This is a genomic window from Altericroceibacterium indicum (genome assembly GCF_009828105.1).
Taxonomy (GTDB): domain Bacteria; phylum Pseudomonadota; class Alphaproteobacteria; order Sphingomonadales; family Sphingomonadaceae; genus Altericroceibacterium; species Altericroceibacterium indicum.
On the sequence record NZ_WTYQ01000007.1, the window covers coordinates 12947 to 37271 of the forward strand.

At 57.0% G+C, this 24325-nt stretch carries 23 protein-coding genes, 1 tRNA gene and 1 pseudogene; 8 read left to right on the forward strand and 17 right to left on the reverse strand.

Translation table 11 applies throughout. The features are described from left to right. Positions 1 to 88 precede the first annotated feature (88 nt). The 5 genes from GRI39_RS14000 to GRI39_RS14790 all read right to left on the reverse strand — a co-directional run bounded on the left by GRI39_RS14000 (position 89) and on the right by GRI39_RS14790 (position 2107). On the reverse strand, positions 89 to 574 hold the full coding sequence (locus GRI39_RS14000; protein WP_246205101.1) for a hypothetical protein: 486 nt from the start codon (positions 572 to 574) through the stop codon (positions 89 to 91). Positions 575 to 576: 2 nt separating this feature from the next. Further along, complete coding sequence (locus tag GRI39_RS14005) at positions 577 to 873, reverse strand: hypothetical protein (protein ID WP_160740364.1); 297 nt, start codon at positions 871 to 873, stop codon at positions 577 to 579. A gap of 195 nt (positions 874 to 1068) precedes the next feature. Continuing rightward, positions 1069 to 1326, reverse strand: coding sequence for a hypothetical protein (locus GRI39_RS14010; RefSeq protein WP_160740365.1), 258 nt, complete (start codon positions 1324 to 1326; stop codon positions 1069 to 1071). Beyond that, positions 1323 to 1934 carry a tyrosine-type recombinase/integrase gene (locus GRI39_RS14015; protein WP_246205102.1) on the reverse strand — a complete coding sequence of 204 codons (612 nt, stop codon included), beginning with the start codon at positions 1932 to 1934 and terminating at the stop codon, positions 1323 to 1325. Before GRI39_RS14015 ends, GRI39_RS14010 begins: the two co-directional genes overlap by 4 nt. A 20-nt stretch (positions 1935 to 1954) precedes the next feature. After that, entirely contained in the window at positions 1955 to 2107 is a 153-nt protein-coding gene (locus GRI39_RS14790) for an Arm DNA-binding domain-containing protein (protein WP_343033355.1), read from the reverse strand. Between the two features lie 266 nt (positions 2108 to 2373). On the opposite strand from GRI39_RS14790, the gene GRI39_RS14020 reads away from it, so the two are divergent. From GRI39_RS14020 to GRI39_RS14045, 7 genes and pseudogenes are all read left to right on the forward strand, one after another. After that, positions 2374 to 2583: a hypothetical protein gene (locus GRI39_RS14020; RefSeq protein WP_160740366.1), complete on the forward strand. Its 210-nt coding sequence runs from the start codon at positions 2374 to 2376 to the stop codon at positions 2581 to 2583. Between the two features lie 156 nt (positions 2584 to 2739). After that, entirely contained in the window at positions 2740 to 4170 is a 1431-nt protein-coding gene (locus GRI39_RS14025; RefSeq protein ID WP_160740367.1) for a metallophosphoesterase, read from the forward strand. Next, the gene (locus GRI39_RS14030; protein WP_160740368.1) at positions 4167 to 5195 is read left to right on the forward strand and encodes a GTPase-associated system all-helical protein GASH; all 1029 of its coding nucleotides are present in this window, start codon (positions 4167 to 4169) and stop codon (positions 5193 to 5195) included. The genes GRI39_RS14025 and GRI39_RS14030 overlap by 4 nt, the downstream gene beginning before the upstream one ends. Further along, entirely contained in the window at positions 5195 to 6259 is a 1065-nt protein-coding gene (locus tag GRI39_RS14035) for a TRAFAC clade GTPase domain-containing protein (RefSeq protein WP_160740369.1), read from the forward strand. Before GRI39_RS14030 ends, GRI39_RS14035 begins: the two co-directional genes overlap by 1 nt. Then, positions 6256 to 7323, forward strand: a complete 1068-nt coding sequence (locus GRI39_RS14040; RefSeq protein ID WP_160740370.1) for a TRAFAC clade GTPase domain-containing protein — start codon at positions 6256 to 6258, stop codon at positions 7321 to 7323. The genes GRI39_RS14035 and GRI39_RS14040 overlap by 4 nt, the downstream gene beginning before the upstream one ends. Positions 7324 to 7331: 8 nt before the next feature. Then, positions 7332 to 7625, forward strand: a pseudogene (locus GRI39_RS14845) (GAP1-N1 domain-containing protein); the annotation flags it as partial. Positions 7626 to 7736: 111 nt separating this feature from the next. After that, a complete protein-coding gene (locus tag GRI39_RS14045) occupies positions 7737 to 9974 on the forward strand; it encodes a hypothetical protein (RefSeq protein ID WP_160740371.1) in 2238 nt (745 codons plus the stop codon). A 577-nt stretch (positions 9975 to 10551) separates the two neighbouring features. On the opposite strand, the gene GRI39_RS14050 is transcribed toward GRI39_RS14045, so the two are convergent. From GRI39_RS14050 to pepN, 10 genes are all read right to left on the reverse strand, one after another. Next, complete coding sequence (locus GRI39_RS14050) at positions 10552 to 11514, reverse strand: tyrosine-type recombinase/integrase (RefSeq protein WP_160740372.1); 963 nt, start codon at positions 11512 to 11514, stop codon at positions 10552 to 10554. A gap of 198 nt (positions 11515 to 11712) precedes the next feature. After that, a tRNA-Gly gene (locus GRI39_RS14055) sits at positions 11713 to 11786 on the reverse strand. Between the two features lie 38 nt (positions 11787 to 11824). Continuing rightward, complete coding sequence (locus GRI39_RS14060; protein WP_160740373.1) at positions 11825 to 12448, reverse strand: OmpA family protein; 624 nt, start codon at positions 12446 to 12448, stop codon at positions 11825 to 11827. Between the two features lie 10 nt (positions 12449 to 12458). After that, on the reverse strand, positions 12459 to 14309 hold the full coding sequence (locus tag GRI39_RS14065; RefSeq protein ID WP_160740374.1) for a cation:proton antiporter: 1851 nt from the start codon (positions 14307 to 14309) through the stop codon (positions 12459 to 12461). Positions 14310 to 14516: 207 nt separating this feature from the next. After that, positions 14517 to 15053, reverse strand: a complete 537-nt coding sequence (locus GRI39_RS14070; protein WP_160740375.1) for an adenine phosphoribosyltransferase — start codon at positions 15051 to 15053, stop codon at positions 14517 to 14519. 76 nt (positions 15054 to 15129) lie between these two features. After that, complete coding sequence (locus GRI39_RS14075; RefSeq protein WP_160740376.1) at positions 15130 to 15987, reverse strand: cytochrome c1; 858 nt, start codon at positions 15985 to 15987, stop codon at positions 15130 to 15132. Between the two features lie 26 nt (positions 15988 to 16013). Continuing rightward, positions 16014 to 17309 (reverse strand): cytochrome b, encoded by a 1296-nt coding sequence (locus GRI39_RS14080; protein ID WP_160740377.1) that lies wholly within the window; start codon positions 17307 to 17309, stop codon positions 16014 to 16016. 16 nt (positions 17310 to 17325) lie between these two features. Next, positions 17326 to 17904, reverse strand: coding sequence for a ubiquinol-cytochrome c reductase iron-sulfur subunit (gene petA, locus GRI39_RS14085; protein ID WP_160740378.1), 579 nt, complete (start codon positions 17902 to 17904; stop codon positions 17326 to 17328). Positions 17905 to 18104: 200 nt separating this feature from the next. Beyond that, positions 18105 to 18866 (reverse strand): peptidoglycan editing factor PgeF, encoded by a 762-nt coding sequence (pgeF, locus tag GRI39_RS14090; protein ID WP_160740379.1) that lies wholly within the window; start codon positions 18864 to 18866, stop codon positions 18105 to 18107. Continuing rightward, a complete protein-coding gene (gene pepN / locus GRI39_RS14095) occupies positions 18859 to 21513 on the reverse strand; it encodes an aminopeptidase N (RefSeq protein ID WP_160740380.1) in 2655 nt (884 codons plus the stop codon). The genes pgeF and pepN overlap by 8 nt, the downstream gene beginning before the upstream one ends. A gap of 52 nt (positions 21514 to 21565) precedes the next feature. Between pepN and GRI39_RS14100 the strand changes: the two genes are divergently transcribed. Further along, positions 21566 to 22360, forward strand: coding sequence for a Rossmann-fold NAD(P)-binding domain-containing protein (locus tag GRI39_RS14100; RefSeq protein WP_160740381.1), 795 nt, complete (start codon positions 21566 to 21568; stop codon positions 22358 to 22360). Here the strand turns inward: GRI39_RS14100 and GRI39_RS14105 are convergent. Both GRI39_RS14105 and GRI39_RS14110 read right to left on the reverse strand, forming a co-directional pair. Next, positions 22357 to 23292: a DMT family transporter gene (locus GRI39_RS14105; protein ID WP_160740382.1), complete on the reverse strand. Its 936-nt coding sequence runs from the start codon at positions 23290 to 23292 to the stop codon at positions 22357 to 22359. The genes GRI39_RS14100 and GRI39_RS14105 overlap by 4 nt on opposite strands. Beyond that, complete coding sequence (locus GRI39_RS14110; protein ID WP_160740383.1) at positions 23289 to 24284, reverse strand: threonine aldolase family protein; 996 nt, start codon at positions 24282 to 24284, stop codon at positions 23289 to 23291. The genes GRI39_RS14105 and GRI39_RS14110 overlap by 4 nt, the downstream gene beginning before the upstream one ends. Positions 24285 to 24325 lie beyond the last annotated feature (41 nt).

A 24325-nucleotide genomic window follows, 5' to 3' on the forward strand; every position in this document is an offset into this window, starting at 1 on the left:
GCGTCGCGGCTTGATTGTGTCGTGCACGAGCCCAGCGAAATCGAGAAGGTCGCGGCGATCGCCAAAATTAGCCCTCCGGACGATTGCATCATTCCCACGAGAACACCGTGCGCAAATTGCAGCCCTCTGGCGTCTCGCCTTCCTCGAACAGGCGCACCCGCTCAATTGCTTCGATCTGCTGCCGGGTGAAACGGTTAGGAGAAGTGAAATAGGCGGCTCCATGCCGCCCGTTCCAGATGGCTATCTGATAGCGGCCATCCGTTCGTCGCTGGGCAAACCGGGCTGGCCGGGCGTCAGTTTGCTCGGAGACGATCCGGCCTTTCGGACGGCTTGCCCAGCCAATTCCATTTACCTCAAGTGATCCGAACGCTCCTTCCCAGCGGAAGCTGCCGCCATGAATGCCCCCTTGCAAGGTTACAACTGTCTCACCCTCGATAAGGTCTATGATCGGCGAGTAACCACAAAAGCGCGCTGGGCCGGCAAGCTCACCCGCGAATGCAGGAGCAGCGATTGCGAAGATGAAAGCTGCAAGAGACGTGGTCAGCATTCTTACGCTCGAGACTCTTGCGCTCATCGTCACGCCTTGCTCTCGAAACGGACTTCGAGATTTGCAAAATGTTCCTCGTCTGCAAATCCGCTTCCGAGATCGTAGAGGTAAAGAGTAACCGGGCATGGTTGGCTTTCAGCCCATTTCACCGCTTCGGCGACAGAAACAGCTTCAAGTGCTTCATAATCGACGGTCTTTGCGGGATCGCTTTCTGGCGCTTGATCGGCATCCTCGCAGGAATTGTCATGTTCTGTTGCCTCCACAATCGCATTCACTTCACGCCAGCGATAGGGCTTCGTTCGTTTGTCTATGACATTCCAAAGCATTGGCTACGAATATCGGCTTATTGGGTGAACGACAATCGCAATGACCAATTGGCTCTCGCGCATTTTTCACCCGTTCGCGACCGGAGCCGGTCAGCAACAGCAAAAAGATTGCCGCGCCCTCGCAGCGGGCGGTCAGGTCGTCGCTCTCACGCAGCTTCGCGAGCTCGATCCCCACGCGCCCAAGCTCCTCAACCGTCAGGAACCGCTCGCATTGACGTTTGCGGTTCGGTCGGATCGACCGGCACGGGTTGGTATTCTCCAGCCGATACCCCCACGCCTCTGCACGATGTAGACGTTGCGCCCGCTGGGATAGTGACGAATGCCAAAGCCGTGCTCAATCCCGAGCCAGGTCGTCGTCCGTGCCTTGCCTTTGGGAACGAGCCTGAAGTTTACCGATGCGCCAACCTCGGCCAGCGCCTCTTCGACAATGCGCTTGAGGCTGGCGGCTGTCATGACCGCAGTCCGATCGCCTGTGCCAGCGAGCCAGAAATGCGCTCTGCGGCATCGCCGATCACGTCATCGGACAGATGCGCGTACTTCGCTGTTGTTTCCGGCAAGACGTGGCCAAGCAGCTTACCGATAGTGGCGAGTGGCACATTGTCCATGATCGCGGTCGAAGCGAAGCTGTGCCGTAGATCGTGGACGCGCAAATCGGGCATCGCGCAGCGTCGGCGCAGATTGTACCACCACGGCTCGATGTTGACCGGGTGCTTGCCCCGTGAGTTGACGAACACCAGCGCGTCGTCTTCACCGCGGTCAAATCCTGCCAATACCTTCAGCGCCTGTGAGTTGAGCCAGATGACTTTTGGTCCGGTCTTGCTGTCGGGCAGCACGAGCCGGGGCGGTTTCACCATTCCCCATCGAAGAAATCTGATCTCGCCCAACCGTGCGCCGGTGAACATCAGCAGCCGCACTATTGCAACCGGGATGGGATGCTCAGCCTCGGCCTTGCGCAAATCCGCACCCAAGCGGCGATACTCTGCAGGTGTGAGGTATCGCTCCATCTTCGGGCGCTTGAAGCGCGGCATTCCCCGGCAAGGGTTCGATCCCTTGCGGCGCATTCGAAGCGCTTCGGCATACTTCATGAGCGAGGCGAGAACCGGCACGGCGCGGTTGAAGCTCGGCCAAGCGAAATCCGGCGATGCTTGCCGCGATGACGCACGCGGACAAACCAGAAGTAATTGCCGCTCGGCCTGACACGCAGGCCGAACCCGGCAAGCTCGGTATCCCAGATGCAATATTAGGTCTCGCGAAGCGGCAGCTTGCGCCGCGCGAAATTACCATCGAGCAGTGCCCGGCGCCCGGGCTTTCGCCGCCTGGGGACCATATGGCAATCGTCACTAGCAAAACTGCCCTCAAAAGTCGCGGAGTTACCGTCATTTGCGGGGACCGGATGGCCTTCAACAGCATGCCTGCTGCCGAGCACCCCCAACATCTCACGCACTGATTTTACGGCATTTTTTCCCATACCATGGCAGTCTTACTGCGTACGGTGTGCTCATGTTTCAAGCTGCGGTGGACGACCCAGAAATGTGGGGCAAAATGCTTGCCGGACACCCATCGTTCTCAGGTGGATTTGCAGCCTTGTTGGCGTCTGAGGCTACTTTTGGGCCAAAAGGAGATTGTCCGGAGCACAATGGCATCGAAGGGAAAGCTGCCATTCCGGCGCATCGAATCTCCGATAAATCACTGCTGCATAGATCAGACTGACCAAGCAGATCTAAAACTGACAAGATAGATTCCGCAAAGAATAATGCGGTGTCAATTGAGCGTGGATGTTGGCGCCCCTAGCGCCGACGCAGCGGCGGCCCTATATTCGCTTAAGTTACGAAAATTGCGCGTTGTCGCCTTGATTGGGGGCCAGTTTTGAAGGCTGTATTTGTCCATGTTTCCGACATTCATTTCGGTCAGGAGAAGGATGGCGGCATGGTCGCATCGAACGACGATGCAAAAAGGTGCTTGATTGAGGACGCTCGGAATGAAGTGGCCAATTTCGGCGTCGAGGCGGCGGGGGTCATCGTCACCGGCGACATCGCCTATTCGGGCAAAGACGCGGAATACTCTGATGCGGGGAAATGGCTTGCCGAACTGACCGACGCGATCGGCTGCGCACGCACCGACGTGCAAATGGTGCCAGGTAATCACGATATCGACCGGAATGCGATTACGAATACGTTGGAGACCGTACTCTTCGCCTTTCACGCCGGGGGAGAGGCTTGGCTTGATCGCCACCTCGATCATGCCGATGACTGTAAGTCGCTTTATGAGCGGTTTGACGCCTACAAAGGTTTCGCCTTGGACTACAGGTGCGAACTCGATCTGAACGGCGGCATCTCTAAGAGCGCAAAGCTATATCTAGCAGAGGGTCGAGCAATCAGGTTCGTCCGTTTGAACTCTGCTCTCACTTGTTCCATGAAAGACAACAAGGGGAAGCTAATTCTCGGCGCGCGGCAGCGCATCCTGCCGGAGGAGGACGGCGTTGAGATCGTCGTCCTGTCGCATCATCCCCTCAGCTGGTTTCAGGATTCCGACAAAGCACGCGGCTTCCTTCGCGGTCGCGCCCGCATATTCATATCGGGTCATGAGCACTTCCCGCACTTGGATGTGCATCAGGTAGAGGAAGGGCGTGACCTCATGATGCTGGCCGCAGGGGCAACGGCGCCAGATGATTTTAAGAACGGCTTCACATACAAGTATAACATCTTAGCCTTCGAGTGGGACGAAGCACAGGACTCGCTTGCCGTGACCATAAATCCCCGAACCTGGGACGAAGGCATGGCGCGGTTTAAGCGAGACGACGAATTCATGGAAAACCGGGACGAACGGCAGGTCCTGGCGTCGCCGAACTTCAAGAAGGCCCCTCCGCCCGAAGTCCAGAAGGACGGTCATGCGCAGATCGTACCCGAGCTCGTTGAGGAACCGTCGGCACAACTTCCCGAAGCGAAAGGTGACGGCATAGCGGAAATCGACGAGGGTGTTGGGCCATCCTATTCGGCGGACGACCGCTATGTGGCGGAGAAGGAGATCGAACCGGTCGAGCCTTTGGATCCGGTGTCGGCAGAGCCCGAACCTACGCAGGACACTCGTGATCTTCAGATCCGATTCTTCCAACTGCTGGATGACGAACAACGGCGGGCGGCATTCGTCGCATTTGGCATAATACGACAAGCCCAAGGCAGGATGGACCACTCGATGGAACGGCGACTGTTCCGTCGGGCGGTCAGACAAGGAAGGGCCGACGAAATCGAGCGGATGCTCGCGTCGGCTGAGATTGAACGCAAGGGGGAAACTGCATGAGCAGAATGGCCAAGTACGCCCAGATCATCTGGCCGCAGCCGACGGATGATGATGTTTTGGCCCGCAATCACGCGGTCGAAACGCTCACGACTAGCCTCTCCAAACTCACTACTCGAGAGGCCGTAGAGGCAGCGGCTGCCATCGCCGCAAGCTTTGGCGGCGCCGAGTTGGGCACAAATCTTTCGCAGGAGGCGGAGAAGGCTATCAGTGATAGGAGCGCCGCGTTCGTCCTGAATGGAAATGAGCAACAGGCAGTGATCTGTTTGGCGGTCGCCGCGCGCGTGTTGGTGCAGGAGGCAACCATTGACGGCAATGGCTGGAGCCCCGCGGACGCGCTCGCCGCATCCCTATGGTCGGCGTTGACGTTTCAGGACCAGCACGAGCATCCCAAGATGGAGGAGCTGCGCAAGGATCTGATCGAGGCTTGCCGCGCTCGCGTCAGGCATGTCGCGCATACCGCCAGGCAGCGGCAAGAGGTTCCTGATGTCGGTACACTCACGATCCCTGAGAACGACGCCGCTGGCTCACGCGCTAACTCAGCCTACAGAAAGGCGACGGCCCCCGTGATCAAGGCTCTTAAGGAGAACCAGGATCTGGATAGGGAAGAACTGGACTTCTTGTGGTGGGTGCTCGGCGAATACAGCGGCCTACTTGCGGGTTCGCTTTCCGATCGCAAGCCGTACTGTCGCGCGATTGCGTCGGGTCTCGAGGGAGCAACGCTGCTGCGCAGGCTGCCCGGCGATGGCTTCCGCCATGCCGTACTCCGCAGGGTCGACGTGACCGAACGCGTTTCATTGAAGGCGCTGGTGGAGGCGCTCGGCGCTGAGCGGGAGGAACTCGGCAAATCGCTTGAAGGCCAGTGGGCCGTGCAACTACCGGCCGTCTTTCCCTTGGTGGCGACACTGGCTTCTAGCGAAATCGCCAGCACCTGCGCCCTCGAGTTAGATGCAAGGGACTGGGGTGCTCGGGCGCTTCTTGAGGCCTCTATCATCGCGATGGAGCGCCGGACAGCTGGAGCGGCGTAATGCGCGGACCCTGCCAGAATTCCAGCTGCACCTTCAACGCCACGAAGACCTGCGTGCTAGGCAATCCGCCGGACGATTGTGAGAACCGTCCTATACTCGATGAGGGAAATGACAAAGACAAAGAGAACGAAAAGGATGCGGACGACGGGGCGGTTGACGTAGAAGACGAGGACGACGCATCTAGAGCAGACGCAGTTCACGTCGGCACTCCGGTGCTGACAGAGCCCGATGACGGTCTGCGCAGCCTGCCCGCAAGTCGCACGCTGGGTGTAGCGCAGGTCAATGCCATAACGGAAAGCAGGCCTGCTTGTTTGGTGGGTATCGTCGGGCTTGCGGGTGCGGGCAAGACCGCCGCCTTGGTGAGCGCTTACCTCCTACTGTCCAACGGCTCCTTTAAGGGATTTTCCTATGCCGACAGCGACACGCTGCGGGCGTTCGAGGAAATCACGCGAGCCAGCCGCACGTGGCAGAAGGGGAATCCACCCGAGCAGATCACAGTCCACACAACGCTTTCGAATGATCGCGAAGCGGGCTTCCTCCACCTCCGCCTCCGCCGCGATGAGGATGATCGCATATTTGATATGTTGCTGCCCGACCTGCCGGGCGAGTGGTCGCGCTTGCTCATCGACCGTGACGATACCGAACGTTTTGCATTTCTTGGGGCTTCGAGCGTGATCTGGATCATGGTGGACGGCCGACAGTTCGCCAACGCGGGACGAGTTGCGCATGCGAGATACCGGGCGAAACTCCTGATCGAAAGGTTGGCGAACCTGCTGAAAGAGACCCGTCCCCATCTGATTGTCGTGCCGACATGGCAAGACAAGGTGGCGTTCCCTCAGGCCGAGGCAGAGATCCTTCTCGAATGCGGTAGGAGCTTCGGTTTCGAGGTCGATATCGCCCCCATCGCCTCATTTTCCTGGAACGATGACATCGTTCCGGGTGAAGGCGTAGCCGAACTCTTCAACATGACCCTGACAGCAGGACCGCCTCCGCCTGACTTCTGGCCGGACACTGACCCCGCTTCAAATGATCGGAAGTTGGCATCTTACCGGAGGGATGTATGAAGAATGGATCGATCATTCTTGTGGGGGGACCAGCCTCGGGCAAGACGAACTACATCGCCCGGCTCTGGCTAGCCTTCGCCGCGAGGAAGGGTAAACTCCGGGCGAAGAACCTGCCGGCCAACATAGAATATGTGAATCAAGCGGTGGCGTATCTCCAGGCTCGCCAATTCGCTCCGCGCAGCGACACCAACATGGACGAGAGCGGGCGGCGCGACTTCAGCATCGAGGTCTGCGGCGAGGATGGTACAGGCGAGGTTCGAAATCTGACCGTCCCAGACATCACAGGCGAACTTTGGTCCCGGGCAATCAAGACCTACGAGTTGCCAAAGGACTGGATGGAGGCGCTTGAAGACTCGTCCTCGGCTATTCTGTTCGTACGCGCGCATTCGAAATTCAATCTGCAGCCCATGGATTGGGTCACGGCGCGCGAGATCCTCCAAGGCCATGAGGACGAGGATGACGACGACCTTGACGACGACGACGACACTTACGGTGACGATGAGGATGAGGACGGCGAGCCGATAGAGACCGCTAGGTCGCCAAAGGCGACTGTGCAGGAGGATGCGGAGGTGGAAACCGTCGTCGTCGCCGTGCCGCCGATGGAGGCCGAACCCGGTACCAAGCAGGCCGATGATGGAGATCAGTCTAATGTGGTACAGAAGCGGGATGTGCTCCCGGCGCAGGTCGGCTTCTGTGAACTCCTGCGCTACCTGGAGCTTCTGCTCCGCAAGCGGCCTGACGGCAGTAAGCCGCGCGTCGCGGTGGTGGTGACGGCCTGGGACATGCTCGACGGTGACGCGACGGCCGCCAGCCCGATGCAGTATCTTGAAAACGAGTTCCCCATGCTGGCAGGCAGGATCAAAACGCCCGGACGGCTGGACATCGAGTTGTTCGGAATGTCGATCGTCGGCGGCAACCTGCGGGGTGCACCGAACAAGCTGTTCCGCGATTCCCTCAAGGGACGGGATCTGTCAGAAGTGGGTTATACTGCGGTGATGCGGAACGGCGTTCTGGTTCACGACCCGGACGTCACGCTTCCGCTCGCCTGGGCCCTTGGTGACTGAGCGCGGACGTGATTATCGACCAGCAGCTTCATGGATATATGCACGGACACGAACTGCTGTCCGGCACCATTCGGCTGCCTGCACGAGATCAGGATCTCGTCGATCGGCTTTCGGACCTTGCCGGTCCGTTGGCGCCGGGGGAAAGGTTCGCACCGTATCTGACCTGCTACCCGCTGCCGAGCGGATCTCACTATGTGCTTGCGAAGACTTGGCATGACAGGGAAGCGCCTCGCGCCGGATGTGTCCGGACGCGATCGCTTCTCATCCCGATGCCGGACTGGATGTCAGGTTCAGATCCGGGGGCGCTAGCGGCGGTCGTCACCGAGGTGGGACCCACTCTCCCATGCAAGCGACTGTCTGTCGAAACATCGGAGGCTCGGCCTCTACCTTCGGTAGATGGCGCAGGGATCGAGTTGATTGAAGCACTCTTCCTAGAGGACGCGTCTGCGGTCGCGGTCTTCGGGGCGACGGCGCCCGATGCCATTGCGCTTCGCATCCTCACCGCCGCCTGGCCTTCTATGCGTCGCCGCTTCACCGTCTCGACCTTCTGTAACTCACCTCGGTCTATCGCGAAGAAGAGTTTCAATCTGGTCTTTGCCCCTGTCGATGCCCGACCCAACTTCTCCGACTGGAAGGGGCGTCGGATCGACGGCAGTAAGGTCAGTGTGCCCAGGCATCACTGGGCGTCGCGGATAGTCGACGCCGTCTTCCGAGCGCCACACCCATCCCTGTCGGGGCTAGATGTTTTTGGGGAGCTGGCAGAAGATGAAGAGGGGAGTCCACAAGCGCTGCGACTGTCTCTGCTCTGGGAAGAGCTGTCCGCGAAGGTCGATGACGAGCCGCATGCCGCATTAGGTCTGCTGGACATCGCCAACACGCGCTCTTCCCGGAAGGTGGACCTCGTCACGGGGCTTGAACCGGCACTTGCTAGAGCGGCACAGGCGGCGATTACCAATTTCCCACCAGCCGAGGCGTGGCGCTTCCTGCAGCTGCTCATCACGAAACTGGGGAACACGCGATGGCGCCTCTCGCTGGCGCGCTCGATTCGGTCGTTGACTTCCTCGCTGGCCACAGAGCACCCAGTCGATGCCGTAGCTGCCGTCCCGGTGCTACTGCGGGAGGACGGCGGAGACTTTCTCCTAAGCGGTATCGCTCGGGGGCTCTCAGCCGTCGAACCATTTCAGCCGGTGTTGCGGATGCTAGCGAACCTTTCCAGCAAAGATCTGATGAAGATTATGTTGGCGACGCCCGAGCTGATCCCCAAGTCTCTCAGATCAGACGCTGGGATTGAGGGGCCTCTAGCCAAAAGCCTGACCCAAGCTACGACGGAGGAGAGGTCACAGGCGCACCTCCGCATGCTGCCTCATCTTGCGGCAGACAGGCATTCGCAACTTCTGCGCGACTGCCTGTCGCAGTCCTCTGCCGACGAGGTCGCATCAGAGGCTGCCCAGTTACGTCGGCTGAATGGGCTCAGGAGTTCCGCACTCAACGACGTATTGGTGGAAGCTGCTTACAAGACGGGCGCAACGCGGACAGTGCGCGATATCGTCGTCGAGGCGGACCCGTCAGGTCCCGTCGATTCGATGATGATGGATCTGCTCCGACCGACGCCATCGGATGTTGACTGGATTCTCGACGTCCTCGATGATGCCGATCCGCGCCGTTCAACCCTGCTGCAAGGAGTTCTAGCTGGGGCGTCCGCAGGCCAGCTGCGGACGATCATCGACAGCCCTGAATCCCTTAGTAGGATTCGTGCAGCGATCAGTGGCTGCTCTGGTTCGAGCGAACTTCTAGCGCGCATCGTCGAATGTGTGCCTCTGCCTGCGGAAGAACTTCTGCCACTCGTTGCAGAGATCTTGCCGACGCTTGCCGGCCGCCGAGGCAGCGTCCTCGCTGCGAGGTGCATCGAGGAAGCGCTGGTCAGGAAGCCCGACCCGAGTGGAGACAAGCTGCTCGCAAACCTCCTAGATCGGGTGGGCGCGGAACTGGATGGCGCTCGCGCAATCCGCGTAGGGCTCACAGCCGCCACAACAGCGATCATGAATCGCAACCTGATCGCGCTGGATGCAGCCGCTCCGGTGACACGCAAGCGTCTGCTAGCGGACCCAGAACTGCTGGCAAATGCGATCATGGCTCGTCCGATCTTGGACATCTCATATCAGGCTGCGGAGGCTGCCTCCCGCCTGCTCTGGGACTCGGCCTCAGTGAACAAGCGGGGTTTCGTTCGCGCCGCCGCCCGGTTGCTGCCGTATGTCATGGAGCAAAAGGGGCCTTCGGCGTCGGCGCTGCTAGTGGCAGTGTTCCCGCCGGTATATAGGGAGCTACAGCAGGAGCGCCTGCCTGACTTCCTCTCGATCGTATTTATGTTTTTGGACTGGGACCGCTGCAAGATTGCGCGCAAGGCGTTGGTGGAGGCAGCCCTGCATTCGAAGTGGAGACCGAGAGATGTAGCGTTCGCAGCCGCAAGGGCCGGTGACGCGGAGCGCATCCTTGGTACAATAGCGAAACGGCACGACGGCAAATCGTTCCTCGCTTCTGTCAGGGACGATATCACATCCATTCCCGAGCCTTCGAAGAAGCAGGTGTGGCGCGCGATCAAGGCGGTTTCTCGCGGGACTGGTTCAAAGGGTAAATTGCCGTTGGACACGTGAGAAGACGTCAACTGAATAAATTTCTCTGCCCCAAACTGCAGGTCGATGATGCACTTTTGAACGTCCACAACGGGTAAGACAGGGAAGTCCACGCCGACGCTCTCGAAATCTTGCTTTTCCAACAGTGTAGCCGTTGCCTGCCAATCCGGCTCATCCAACCTTTTTAGCCTCGGCGCACAGCCACTTTCGATGTTTGCTTTCAGGCACGCGGGGGCGGAGCTTCAATGGCTGTGATTGGGCGCAATGCTGCCACTCGCGGCGCTCAATCGCCGCGCGGCTCTACCTCCACTCATCGCTTTCGAAAGGGTGCGGACAAAGGTTCTCGCTTTACCCAACGCACACTCGCGTCGAACGTAATCTGGCGAGCACACCCTACCCCGCGAATTCGGGATTTAATGCATTGGTTCATCGTCATAAATGCGTTTTGGGCGAAACTAACCCGCCAACGAGTTGAGCAGGTTTGCACTGATCCGCAGCCCACTCTCCTACGAATAACACATTGAAAATTTTTAACGTTCTTGGCCCACTGCATGAGTTGTCTAAGATCCACGGAATTTGGGCAGATTCTTGCGGGCCTTCAGCTTCTGCCAGCAGCGATCGGCACGACATCTGCGCCCTTCCGAAGCTGGTCGAGATAGTCGCTCCACCATTGGGCCATTCTCACGCGTTCATCCCAGTGCGCGCCACGATGGTAGGCAGCGCGGACCTTGTCGCTGTCTCCGTGGGCCAACGCGCGTTCGATGGCGTCGGGGTGCCATTTGCCGCTTTCATTGAGCAGGGTCGATGCCATTGCGCGGAAGCCGTGGCCGGTCATTTCGTCGCTTGTGTAGCCCAAGCGGCGTAAGCCAGCGTTGATCGTATTGTCGCTCATCGGGCGAAGCCGGGTTCGGATCGAGCGGAAGACATATCCGTCCGGGCCGGAAAACGCTTTGGCCTCTTCCAGGATCGCCACAGCTTGGCGAGAGAGCGGGACAAGGTGATCCTTGCGCATCTTCGTCTTGCTTGCCGGGATGGTCCACAGAGCGCTTTCCAAATCGATGTCGGCCCATTCGGCGTGGCGCAGTTCGCCGGGCCGGACGAACACATGTGGGGCAAGCTGCATGGCAAGCTTGCTGATCGGATGGCCGATGGAACCATCGAGCAGCGAGAGGAGGTACTCGCTTCGTGTCGCCGTGCTTTCCGCCCAAGCCTTCGCTCCATCCTTTCGCCGTTTCTTGCAGAACTCGTCGGCGATGGCCTTGAAGGTGTTTTCGGCCTGGAGCTGAGAGCGCAGCTTCTCGCGCTTCTTTTCTCGCGACGGGTCCCTACCCAGCGAAAGCAGGTCTCTTGCTTCGTCGCGGCGTTTACGGGCTTCTGCGAGGCCCAATTGCGGATAGGTTCCGATTGCCAATTTCTTCTCGCGACCCTCGAAACGGTATTTGAGGCGCCAGAGCTTTCCGCCTGAAGGCTGCACCAGCAGAAACAGCCCAAGCGTGTCGCCCAGCTTGTAGGGCTTCTCCTTCGGCTTTGCGTTTCGAATCGCGACATCCGTTAGCGGCATGATTTCAGGCCTTTCCCGCCAAGTGGCCCCCAGATGGGGGCCAATCGAATTGTCCGATTTGCCTGTGGCCCCCGCTTTGGCCCCCTCTGGCGGGAGATGCAGCGAGATTTTCAGAGCAAATTTGGGACCATAAACTCACGAAACCCAAAGGTTTCTGCGGGCTTTATAGGCTATCCGGGAAATCGTGGGAAGGGCGGCTGGAGCGGGTAGCGGGAATCGAACCCGCATAGCCAGCTTGGAAGGCTGGTGCTTTACCACTAAGCTATACCCGCTTGGGTGGCACCCGCTTGCCACCGAGATACCTCACTCGTCAAGCGTCAGGATTACTATCCGGGCTTTCAGGTGAATTTTTCTGTGGTTCAGTCGCCGGTTCGCTATTTTCAGGAGGGTCAATCCTTACATCAACACGCCGATTGGCCTTGCGGCCTTCCTCATCGGGTGTGCCGTCGAGCTTGGCATTGGGTTTGAGCGGGCGCTGTTCACCAAGAGCAATCACCTGAATGCGTGATTTGTCGACTCCATTATCGATCAAATAGTCGGCGACCGCCTGAGCACGCTTTTTCGATGCCCTGAGATTGGCTTCATCATTCCCAACAGAATCGGTATTACCGCGCAAAATAATCGGCCAGCCGCGAGACATCTGATCTGATGCCAGCACCCGCTGTAACTCCGCTATGGCCGCCCCATCCAGTTTGGTTCCGCCTTCAGGGAAGCCAACCAGTGTTTCAAGTGCCGGAGGGGGCACGTCAATCACCGGTTCTGGCGTGATGTCAGGCCGGATAATCGACGCTGAGGGGGTTTGCTCAACCTCTACCGGAGGGTTTTGCTGCACCGAGGGTTCTGGCGCAGGAGAGGCCTCTTGATGATCTTGGCAAGCTGTCACACTCAGCAACACAGCCATCATCGGCAATAGCAATGAAATCTCTTTGCTCATTGTTCTCTCCTCATGACCCTTGCTTTTTTCCGCCCGATCGCGCCGCTTTGCGCGCAGCCTGCTCCTCAGGGGTTTTCGTTCGAGGCGGCGCGAATGAAATTACCGTATCGCCAGGCCGCGGTTCTGGTGCGGAAGCATGCGTGAAAAACCGCATTTCTCCATCCGGGTGAAGCAACAGCAGCATATTGGCAGCATCAGGTAAATTTTCCTTAGCTGCCTTCATATCAAATCTGTCGGATAAGCGCGTCTTGCGGAATACCCATCCTTCAAGATGACGCTGATGGACGTCAGTAACGCTGAAACCCGATGTGAAAAGCGCACGTCCACGCAAGGAATCGGGCAAAGCTCTCGGATCTTCATCGCCCGCATTTTCGCCCAGTTGATACACAGCATCGCGTCCGATTTCGAAAGCGAATTCATTGCATACCAGCGCGTTATAAGCCTCATTCTCAGTGGCTGAAACGAGCACCTGAAATGGCGACAAGTCGAGATTATGTTCCGTTGCTTCGTTCAAAATCTCGCCATGGTAGGTCGGCAATCCAGCCGCTCTGGCAGGTTTCAAACGCTGCCAACTAGCATCCACCAACATCACTGGTGTTTCAAGATCATGTAACTGCTTAGCCAGCGAGATCGTCCAGGGCGTTGCACCAACGATCAACAGGCCCGGACGAGTGGCCCCCTTAACCTTCAGCCAGCGCGCCACAATATCCACGGTAAAACCATGCGCAACGATGGTAGCAACCACTACAGCGAAGCTCAGCCCAATGAGAATGGACCCGTCCGCATATCCCAACTCGCTGAGGCGCAATGCGAAAAGGCCTGAGATGGCGACAAGAACGATACCACGCGGTGCCACCCATGCGAGGAACAGCCGTTCATTCCACGGCACTTTACTGAACAGTAAGCTGATCAGCACCGTGGCGGGCCTCACAATAAAAAGCAGAGCAAGAAGGAAGAGACCGAAGCGCCACTCAAACTGACGCACCGCTTCATAATTGAGTGAAGCGGATAGGAGAATGAAAATTCCCGATACCAGCAGAACCGCAATGTTTTGTTTGAACGGATGGATGGAGCGCAGCGACTGCACATCCATATTGGCCAGCGCAATGCCCATAACCGTTACAGCCACCAAACCGGCTTCATGCTCGATCATGTTACATAGAACAAATACACTGACCACGGTGACCAGCAGGACCGGCACTTTCAGATATTCCGGGACCTTACCGCGCGGGAAAGCCCATGAAATGACCCATGCCGCAGCATAGCCAACAACACCGGCCAGCGCCGCTGCAATAAGCATAGGCGGAACAACTTCGAACACAGTTGCCCCATCCGCAGAAAGGCGGAAATATTCATAGGCAATCACAGCACATAATGCGCCGAATGGATCATTGACGATGGCTTCCCACCGCAGGATGGCCGCAGGGCGTTGCTGAATGCTGGACTGGCGCAGCAGCGGCATAACAACCGTAGGGCCTGTCACCACAAGAATCCCGGCAAACAGGATTGCAACTGGCCAGACCAGCCCGGCCACATAATAGCAGGCGAGAGAGCCAAAGAACCAGCCGAGCGGAACGCCGAAAATCACCAGGCGGGAAACACCCTCACCATATTTTTTCAACTCTCGAAAATCGAGGCTGAGCCCACCTTCAAACAAAATGAGTGCGACGCCGATGGAAATCATCGGTTCGAGCATTTCCCCAAAAGCAGCATTGGGGTTTATGATTCCGAAGATCGGACCAGCAAGGAAACCAGCAGCGAGCATCAGCACAATGGCTGGCCAGCCTGTGCGCCATGCGAGCCATTGGGCACCGATGCCAAGCATGCCCACAAGGGCTATGATAAATGCCTGATGTTCCATTACCGCCCGTTACCTATCGCCCAATTATGCAACGTCTTAATGTTTCGCCTTGGGAATCTATCCCGAGGTGCCATCAACACATCTGTTTGCTTACAATATTCTGAGTGCAGCCTGCCCTTTTTCAGCGCGCCTTGAAAGGGTTGTTCGTGTTTCGAAAAGTTCTGCATGTTTTATGCAGCTCCAAACGCGTGACGAAGGCAAGAGTGGCTATTCGCCGTCGAATTGCATGATAGCCTGAACATCGAGCCCTTCTTCGCGTAAAAGGTGACCACCCTTCAGTTCATGCAAGTCGATCACGAACAATGCATGATGCACACGTGCGCCCGCCTGCCGGAGCAGATCAACAGCGGCCAGTGCCGTTCCGCCCGTTGCCAGCAAGTCATCCATCAGCAGGACTTTTTCACCATCCTCTACAGCGCCCGGATCAAGCTCCAGCCGCGCTTCACCATATTCAAGCTGATAATCCACACCGATTGTTGGCATCGGTAGCTTGCCCGGCTTTCGCAGAGGAATGAAGCCAATCCCCAATCTCGCAGCAACCGCAGCACCGAAGATGAAACCACGCGCCTCAATCCCTGCAACCGCTGAAGCATCAGCCATCAAGGCACGGTCTACCAGACGATCAATTGTCGCGGCAAAGCCACGACCATGGGCGATCAGTGTGGTGATATCTCGGAATAATATGCCGGGCTTCGGAAAATCCGGAATAGTGCGGACAATCGCTTTCAGTTCTGCGGGGTCCATACAAGGCTCCAAATGAAGAACGCCCCTCTCACCAGTCAAGGTGAAGGGGCGCCCATTGTGCGTTTGCAGGATGAGATCAATCGTCCTGCTTGTTCTTTGCGGGCTTCACATTCGACCATATCTGCTGTTTTGCCATATAAGCAAGGATCGTGGCAAAAAGGAGAAAGCCCAGAACCGGCCAACCGGTTTGCTTGCGCTTGGGCATGGTCGGTTCAGCCGTCCATGTGAGGAATGCCGATACATCCTGCGCCATCTGATCGATGGTTGCCTTTGTGCCATCGGCATAAGTGACCTGCCCATCCATCGTAAGCGGTGGTGCCATCGCCAGATTGAGATTGGCGAAATAGGGGTTGTAATGCAGCCCTTCAGGCGTTTTCGCGGAGGGAAACTTTTTCAGCAATTCCGTCGGCTGCTGCTGAAATCCGGTCAGCAGCGAATAGACATAGGCTGAACCGTCGTGGCGCGCCTTGGTCATCAAAGACAGGTCTGGTGGAATAGCATTGTTATTGGCTGCCGCAGCGGCGACATTATTAGGATAGGGTGATGGGAAATAATCCGTTGGCTCCCCCGGACGGGTGGTGGTTTCACCTGTATTCGGATCAATCCCGGGTACAGTCCAACTGGCCGCCTCCGCTTTCACCTCAGCTTCTGAATAGCCGAGCTGTTCAAGGTCACGCATGGCGACAAATTTGAGCGAATGGCAGGCAGAGCAAACTTCCTTATAAACTTGATAGCCGCGCTGAAGCTGTTCCAGATTCCAAGTACCAAAGGGGCCATCACTGGCCAGATGAAGCTCCTTGGGATGTTTGTGAAAGGCGTGCTCTGCCGTTTCGGGTGCTGGTTCCGTCGCCGCCGAATAGGCGCCTGTGACGAAAGCCCAGAGAACCGAAAGGGCGAAGAAGGCGCCGGCTGCGATTCCGATAAAGCGGATCATGGCTGTTACTCTCCCCTCGCGCCCAATTAGACGGCAGATTTCGCGTTTTCGCTGAGAACGGCTTTATTATCCGATCCCAACACCGCTTCGGTGATAGAAAAAGGTAGCGGCTTAGGCTTCTCGATCCTCGACACAATCGGCAGAACGACAAGGAAATGCAGGAAGTAATAGGCTGTCGCCACCTGGCTCAGCATCACATAGGGTTCTTCCGCAGCCGCTCCCCCGCAGTAAAACAGTACAGCCATCGTTGGAATCAGGCCGAACCAGAAGAACTTACGGAACAGGGGGCGATAATGCCCCGAACGTACCGGTGAGTTATCCAGCCATGGCAGGAAAAACCACACCAGAATGGCACTGAACATCGCCAGCACCCCCATCAGCTTGGCAGGGATGAAGAAGATGTCTGCCGTGAAAGCGCGCAAAATGGCGTAGAACGGCCAGAAATACCACTCAGGCACAATATGCGCAGGCGTAGAAAGCGCATTGGCTTCGATGTAATTGTCTGGATGGCCGAGATAATTCGGCAGGAAGAAAACGAAAGCGCAATAGCAAATCAGGAAGACGCCCAGTCCGAAGCCATCCTTTGCCGTGTAGTAAGGATGGAATGGAACAGTGTCGCTTTCGCTCTTCACTTCAACTCCGGTTGGGTTGGTCGAACCGGGAATATGAAGCGCCCAGATGTGCAAGATCACAACGCCTGCAATCACAAACGGAAGCAAGAAGTGCAGCGAGAAGAAGCGGTTGAGCGCCGCATTGTCTGGAGCATAACCGCCTAGAAGCCATACCTGCAAAGGCTCACCCACCAGCGGAATTGCACTGAACAGGCCGGTAATCACCTTGGCCCCCCAATAGCTCATCTGCCCCCATGGAAGCACATAGCCCATGAAAGCGGTGGCCATCATCAGGAGAAAAATCACCACGCCCAGCAGCCAGATCATTTCCCGTGGCGCTTTATAAGAGCCATAGAAAAAACCGCGGAAAATGTGGAGATAAACAACGACGAAAAAGAAGCTGGCACCATTGGCATGGCCATAACGCAGCATCCAGCCCCAGTTTACATCGCGCATGATATGTTCAGTTGAACCGAAAGCGACCAGCGAATTTGGCGCATAATGCATCGCCAGAATCACGCCCGTTACAATCTGCAACAACAGACAGAAACCGGCAAGAACACCGAAATTATACATGTAGTTGAGGTTGCGCGGAACCGGATAGCCAGCACCGACGGCGTTATATACCAGCCGAGGAAGCGGAAGCTTTTCATCCAAGAAGCGCGTGAGCGGATGCTTGGGAGCATAATGCTTGGCCCAGGGGAAACTCATGATCTTTCTCCTTGCCTCAGCCGATCAGAATGGTGGTGTCAGTGGTGAATTGATAGTCCGGAACCACCAGATTGGATGGGGCCGGGCCTTTACGAATTCGCGCTGCCGTGTCGTAGCTTGAACCATGGCACGGGCAGAAATACCCGCCATACTCACCCTTGTTCTCACCCTCAGCCGCCCCTAGTGGAACGCAGCCCAGATGCGTGCATACGCCCATGGTTACGAGAAGGTTATGGTGGCCTTCTTTCGTCCGTTCAGCCAGCGTTTGTGGATCGCGCAGGATGGAAAGCGGCACGGCATTTGCCTCATCGATTTCCTTCTGTGTCAAATTGCGCACAAACACCGGCTGCTTGCGGAACACCGCTTTGATCGCCTGCCCCGGCTCGATTGAAGAAATATCCAGCTCAGTCGTGCTTTCCGCAAGAACGTCCTTGGAGGGAGCCATCTGGCTCACCAACGGGATCAGCGTTGCCACTCCACCAACACCAGCCGCCGAAACCGCTGCTATATTGATGAAATCACGCCGACGGACGCCATTCTCACCCGCTTCTGGGGCCACCGCATTTCCTTGCGGGGTGCCAGTGCTTGTTGCCATCAGCCATGCCCTACCCTGTTTGATCCTGCCCGCTTTTCAGAAGACAAAATCAGAAATCCATTACGAGCCGTGCTATGAGTTGCCCCCTCAGGAGACCGTAGCAAAACGATATTTCGTTCGCTTCACATGCCGACCTGATTATGATGAATAACCGAGCATGCCTTTATTGCCAACAGGCATTTTTTCTCACTATCCAAGGCTCAACCCTGCACACCTATTAAAGAAAACTGCCGTCCATATGTTGGCTCAGCCTTATGAGTTGCCCGGCGATAGGAGAAAAAACGATCCGGGTTTGTGTAGGTGTCCATCGCCAGTCCCGTGACACTGCCAATCGCTGCCGCCTGCAATCTGGCCATCACGTAACCTTCCAGGTTGAACTGCCAATGCCCTGCGGCGCCCGGTCTGAAAAAGACATCATCTGAAGCATTGAACTGCGCTTTGAAGCCATCGTCCACTTCGTAACTGTCTTGCGCGATGGCTGGGCCGACCGCTGCACAGATACGCCCTCTCACGGCGCCGAGCATCTCCATCAAATCGATAGTCGTTTCCAGAACACCGCCATGGGCACCGCGCCAACCGGCATGGGCCGCCGCGACAATACCGGCCTGGTGATCTGCGAAAAGTACCGGCGCACAATCGGCCGTCACAATCCCAAGCACAACGCCCGGCTGATCGGTGACCAAAGCATCGGCACGCGGCCGTTTATCAAGCGACCAGCCTCTTTCAGCAATCACTGCGCGAGCAGAATGAACCTGGTAGACAGTGGCAAGGTCAGCACCTGGCAAAACCGCCTCAACAGCCCGGCCGCGATTTTCACAAACGGTTGCCGGATCATCATCCGAGCCAATACCCACATTGAGCCCTGCGACAACGCCTTTTGAGGCACCACCCCGACGTCCGAAAAAACCGTGCGGCACACCCGAAAGCGTAGCCGCACGGAATATTTCAACTGGCTCAACCAAGGCTGCGGCTCACTTGCTCAAACGTATCGCGGGACAATTGCTTGGCATCAGCTATCCGTTCGAGCTCTGCCCGCATTAGTGCAGCGCGGCCCGGCTCAATACGCCGCCACCGGCCAAGTGGCGGGACAAAGCGTGCCGCAGTTTGCGGATTGATCGGATCAAGTGCCAGAATACAATCTGCAATCATCCGATACCCTTCCCCATCAGCGGCATGAAATGCATGAGGGTTGGCAGCAAAAGCCATATAGAGCGAGCGCACACGATTGGGATTCTTGAGTGTGAAATCTGGATGCTTAGCCAGCGCCTTTACATGCTCGATCGCCTTGGGGTGCAGTGATTGTGCCTGAATGGAAAACCACTTGTCGATCGCCAAGGCATCTCCCTGATAGCGCTTGTAGAAGGCATCCAGCACTTCCTCCCGCTCAGGCACGTCCAATCCGGCCAACGCAATCAGAGCGCTTTGCCGGTCAGTCATATTATCCGCTGAATGATATTGCGCCGCTGCCATTTTTGCTGCTTTTTCGGGGCAGCCAGCCGCGAGATAAATCAAGGCCTGAGCCTTGAGTTTGCGAAGCCCTCGGGCCGCTGCATCACGGCTATAAGCACCGCCACTAGCCCTCTGGTGCAGCGCTTCAAACTGGCCAGCACATTGCGTACCCAGCCACGCTTTCAGTCGCTCTCTCTCCTCGTGAATGGCTTGCGGATTGCTGGTTTCAAGCTGTTCGGACAGATAGGCCGGACTTGGCAGGATCAGCAATTCACCACGCATCAGATCATCGAGCGCAGAATCTTCCAGAATAGCTGAAAAGGCCTTCAGAATGGCTTCCTGACCGTCAGCTCGATCTGCATCAGACAACACCCCACGCAAAGCAGAAACCAGATGGCTGACGACCAGATCCTGCATCGCCTCATAGCGTGCGAAAGGATCATCATCGCGGGCGGCGAGGAACACAAGATCTTCCCGCGGGACATTGCGTTCAATGGAGATGGGGGACGAGAACCCTCGGTTAAGCGAGATGATCGGTGCTGCATCGTAATCGGAAAATTCAAAGCTCTGCTCAGCTTCATTCAGCACGATCAGTTCTTCACCGCGATGTTCCTCCGTTTGCCGATCAAACAGAGCAAGCGCCAAGGGAATGGGCATCGGCTTCTTGTCCATCTGGCCCGGCGTGGGCGGAACGCTCTGCGTCAGATGAAGCCTTGTTGTGGTGCCATCCTGTTCCTGCCGGACAGTCACCTTGGGTGTGCCTGCCTGACTATACCAGAGGCGGAATTGCGTGAGATCAAGCCCCGCGCCATCCTCGATGGATTGGACGAAATCCTCACACGTCGCTGCTTCGCCATCGTGCCGGTCAAAATAAAGATCCGTGCCTTTGCGGAAACGCTCTTCTCCGGCCATCGTCCGCATCATGCGGATGACTTCAGCACCCTTATTATAGATGGTGGATGTGTAGAAATTAGAAATCTCGCGGAAAGAATCCGGTCTGATCGGATGGGCCAGAGGGCCACTGTCTTCCGGGAACTGGATCGAACGCAGCACCCTGACATCTTCGATCCGCTTGACCGGGGCAGATCCCATATCCTGACTGAAAAGCTGATCGCGCAGAACCGTGAAACCCTCTTTCAGGGAAAGCTGGAACCAGTCACGACAAGTGATTCGGTTACCCGACCAATTGTGGAAATATTCATGGCCGATCACGCCTTCGATCGCATCGTAATCGCCATCGGTTGCCGTATCGGGTTCGGCCAGAACATATTTCGTGTTGAAAATGTTGAGGCCCTTATTTTCCATCGCACCCATGTTGAAATCGCTGACCGCGACAACATTGAACAGGTCCAGATCATATTCGCGGCCGAAGGCTTCCTCATCCCACTTCATCGCACGTTTGAGCGATTCCATGGCGTGTTCTGTACGCTCTAGGTCCCCTTCGCGCACCCATATGGCGAGTTCTACGTTCTTTCCGCTCATGGTGGTGAATTGGTCTTTTCTGGCCACCAGATCGCCTGCAACAAGTGCAAAAAGGTAAGAAGGCTTGGGCCATGGATCATGCCATTCTGCCCAATGCGTGCCATCCTGATGGCGCCCGCTAGCCACGCAATTGCCATTGGCCAGAAGCACGGGAAACTGCACCGAATCACCACTCATGCGCACGGAATAGGTGGAAAGGACATCGGGCCGGTCAGGAAAGAAAGTGATCCGCCGAAACCCTTCGGCTTCACATTGCGTGCACAACATTCCGTTGGACGCATAAAGCCCCATCAACTGGCTGTTGGTTGACGGGTTAATCTCAGTCACCACCTCAACCGCATGGGCTTCACCAGACAATGAAATCAGTAGTTTATCATCTTCTAGGACCCAGCTATTCACCACCTCCCCATCGATCAGAACCTCAAGGGGTGTAATCCCGTCACCGTTTAATTCCAGTACCGGGCTGGGGACTGCATTGGGGTTGCGCTGAACCTCCAACCGTGAAGAAACACGTGTCTTTTCAAGGCTAAGCTTAAAGTCGAGCGATACATCCGGCAAAAGCCAAGGGAACGGCTTATAATCTGATCGCAAAATAAGCTGCGGCTGCTTGGGTTGAGATGCGGCATCAGCCATTTCAGGGTTGCCTTCTGGTGAAGCGGGTGTGTGTGCAATATCCATGCTTGTGGCCTTAACGTTTTTCTCAGGCGCTTTCAGCCATTAGAATGCAGCCATGGCTTTTATGTTCATTTTTGGTCTTGGTTATTCTGCCAAGCGCATTCGCAACGCCGCTCTCAAGCAGGGCTGGCGGGTATCTGGCACGGGAAGCGATGGGGATGTCGATTTCTCTGACGCTTCGGCCGTAAAGCATGCTTTGGAGAGAGCGGATTACGTTCTTTCATCGGTTCCGCCGGCGGATGAGAGTGATCCGGTGCTCGATCAATATGGTACTTTTTTGGCGGATTTCCGTGGCTGGATGGGGTATTTATCCTCCTCTGGAGTTTATGGCGATGCTGGGGGGGCCTGGGTGGATGAAAGCTCTCCCACCGGAACCGGCAGACGGAAGGCGCGAGCCGTTGCTGATGCGGCTTGGCTGGAGCTTGGTGCGCGGGTTTTCCGCCTACCGGGAATCTATGGGCCGGGGCGGAGCGTGTTTGATCGCATCGCATCTGGTAAAGCGCATCGCATTGATTTAGCTGGACAAGTTTTCAGTCGCATACATGTCGATGACATTGCTGGAGGTATTATGGCGGCAATGCTGGCTGGTGAAAAAGCTCCGGCAGGAGCCTATAATCTGGCCGATAATTGCCCCGCCAGCCACAATGCGGTGACTGAGGAAGCATGCCGCTTGATGGGCGCAACACCCCCACCCTTGCAGAGTCTGGAAGAGGCCGGATTATCCCCCATGGCGCGCGGATTTTATGCAGAGAATCGCCGTATTGCGAATGAAAAAATTCGCCGTGCTCTAGATTGGTCTCCGCTCTATCCAGACTTTTCCGCAGGCTTGCGCGCCATTTGGGAGGGCTAGCTTTGAAATTTGGACTTGGGCGGGACTTGTTTTGCCCGCAAAGCCACAACCATTCCGAACAGGGCCAGAAAGGCACCTAAAAGGGCCAAGAAGGACCAAGCGTAGCCTTCGAACAGGGTGGACAGCAGCATGGCGACAATCGGCACGATCACTCCATTATAAGCTGCCCGGCCCGCCCCGATTTCCCGGATCAGGAAAAAATAGAGCGGGAAAGTGACCACTGATCCGATGATCGCGAGGTAGAATATCCCTGCCCAATATTCCCAGCTCGAGGGGAACACTGGCGGGCCGGCTGTTACCCACGCGACTACTAGGTCGGCGACGGTGCCCCATAGCATTGCCCAGAACAGCAGCACCACCAAAGGGCGCTTGGCGGCAATCGGGGCGGCCTGCATGACATTGGCGGTGGAAGCGGACAGCAGACCCAGCATTGCGAAGAGAACGCCCGGCAACACGTGATCGAGCGAAGCAGCCATATGCGCTTCATGGGCCATCAGCAGGACGATGCCGGCAAGGCCGATAATCGTGCCGAGCAAAAAGCGTGGCGTGATGGGTTGGCCAAGAAAAATGCGGGCAAAGATCGAATTGGGTAGCATCAAAAGGCTGAACACCACCGCGACCAGCCCGGAAGTGAGATACATCTCCGCGCGATAGACGAAATTGAAATTGAAGAAAAATTGCGTGATACCGATAATCATCGCCGCGACATGGCCGCCTGCGGTCATCCGGAAATCGCGCTTTTGGGCAATCACCAAAATGCCCATCCCGATGGTCGCCACGAGGAAACGCCAAGCGACCGACCAACTGGCAGGGGCCAGATCAAGCTGCCCCTTAATGACCAGCCAAGTGGATCCCCAGATCAGTGCCACCAGCATGAAGGGAATCGCCAGCCTTGGACGGAGCAGCGCATGGGGTGGGTTGTGCCCGATCATAATCTGCCAATTGCCCTCGATAATGCGCCAGCGGCCTCTGGCTTACTGTCCCAGCCGGCCACGAAGCGGGCGGCATATGCACCCCAATCGTAAAATTCGAAGCCTTGGCTGCGCAAAATTTCCCGCTCATCTGCCGAAAGGAGACAGAAAACCTCGTTCGCTTCCACCGGATGCAGCAAGCGATCCCCTACCCCTTCGGCAATCAGGCGCGCCGCAGCATTGGCCTGTGCAGCATTTGTCAGCCACAGGTCATTTTTCAGCATCGCGAGCAATTGCGCGGCCAGATAACGGCCCTTGGACTGAAGATGTCCGGCCCGTTTGCGGCGATAGCGTGCCACTGCCGCAAGATCAGGATCGAAGAACACAATGGCTTCCGCGCTCATCGCACCATTCTTCACGCAGCCAAAGCTCAGCGCATCCACCGGCCCTGCCGCTTCAGACGGAGAACAGCCAAGAAAGGCCACAGCATTAGCAAAACGTGCGCCATCCATATGGAAACCAAGCTTCCGGGCACGCGCCAATTCTCCCAAGGCCTGCAATTCATCCGGGCGATAGACACAGCCGCTCTCGCTCGCCTGCGTGATCGAGAGCGCATGGGCCTGCACCTGATGGACATCATCGCGGATCGGATCGAGCACAGCCTTCACGCTGTCTACGCTGACCTTGGCGTCTTCGCCTTCTGCCAGCAGCAGCTTGGCGCCGTGGAGGTAAAAGCCGGGTGCCCCGCCTTCATCCATTTCGATATGCGCTTCGTGATGGCACACCACCGCGCCATGCGGCTGAACCATGGTGGAAAGCGCCAGACAATTGGCGGCCGTTCCGGTGGCCACCCACAAGGCCGCGCAACCCCGTTCAAAAACATCGGAAAAAGCCGCATCAAGCTGTTGGCTCAGCCGGTCGCCATCATAGCCTGCATCAGAGCTATCAGCCGCACGCATGGCCTCCCAAACGAGCGGATGAACAGCGGCGGTGTTGTCAGAAAGAAACTGCATAGGAACGCCTATGCCAAGCCATCCGTTCAACGCCAAGAAGG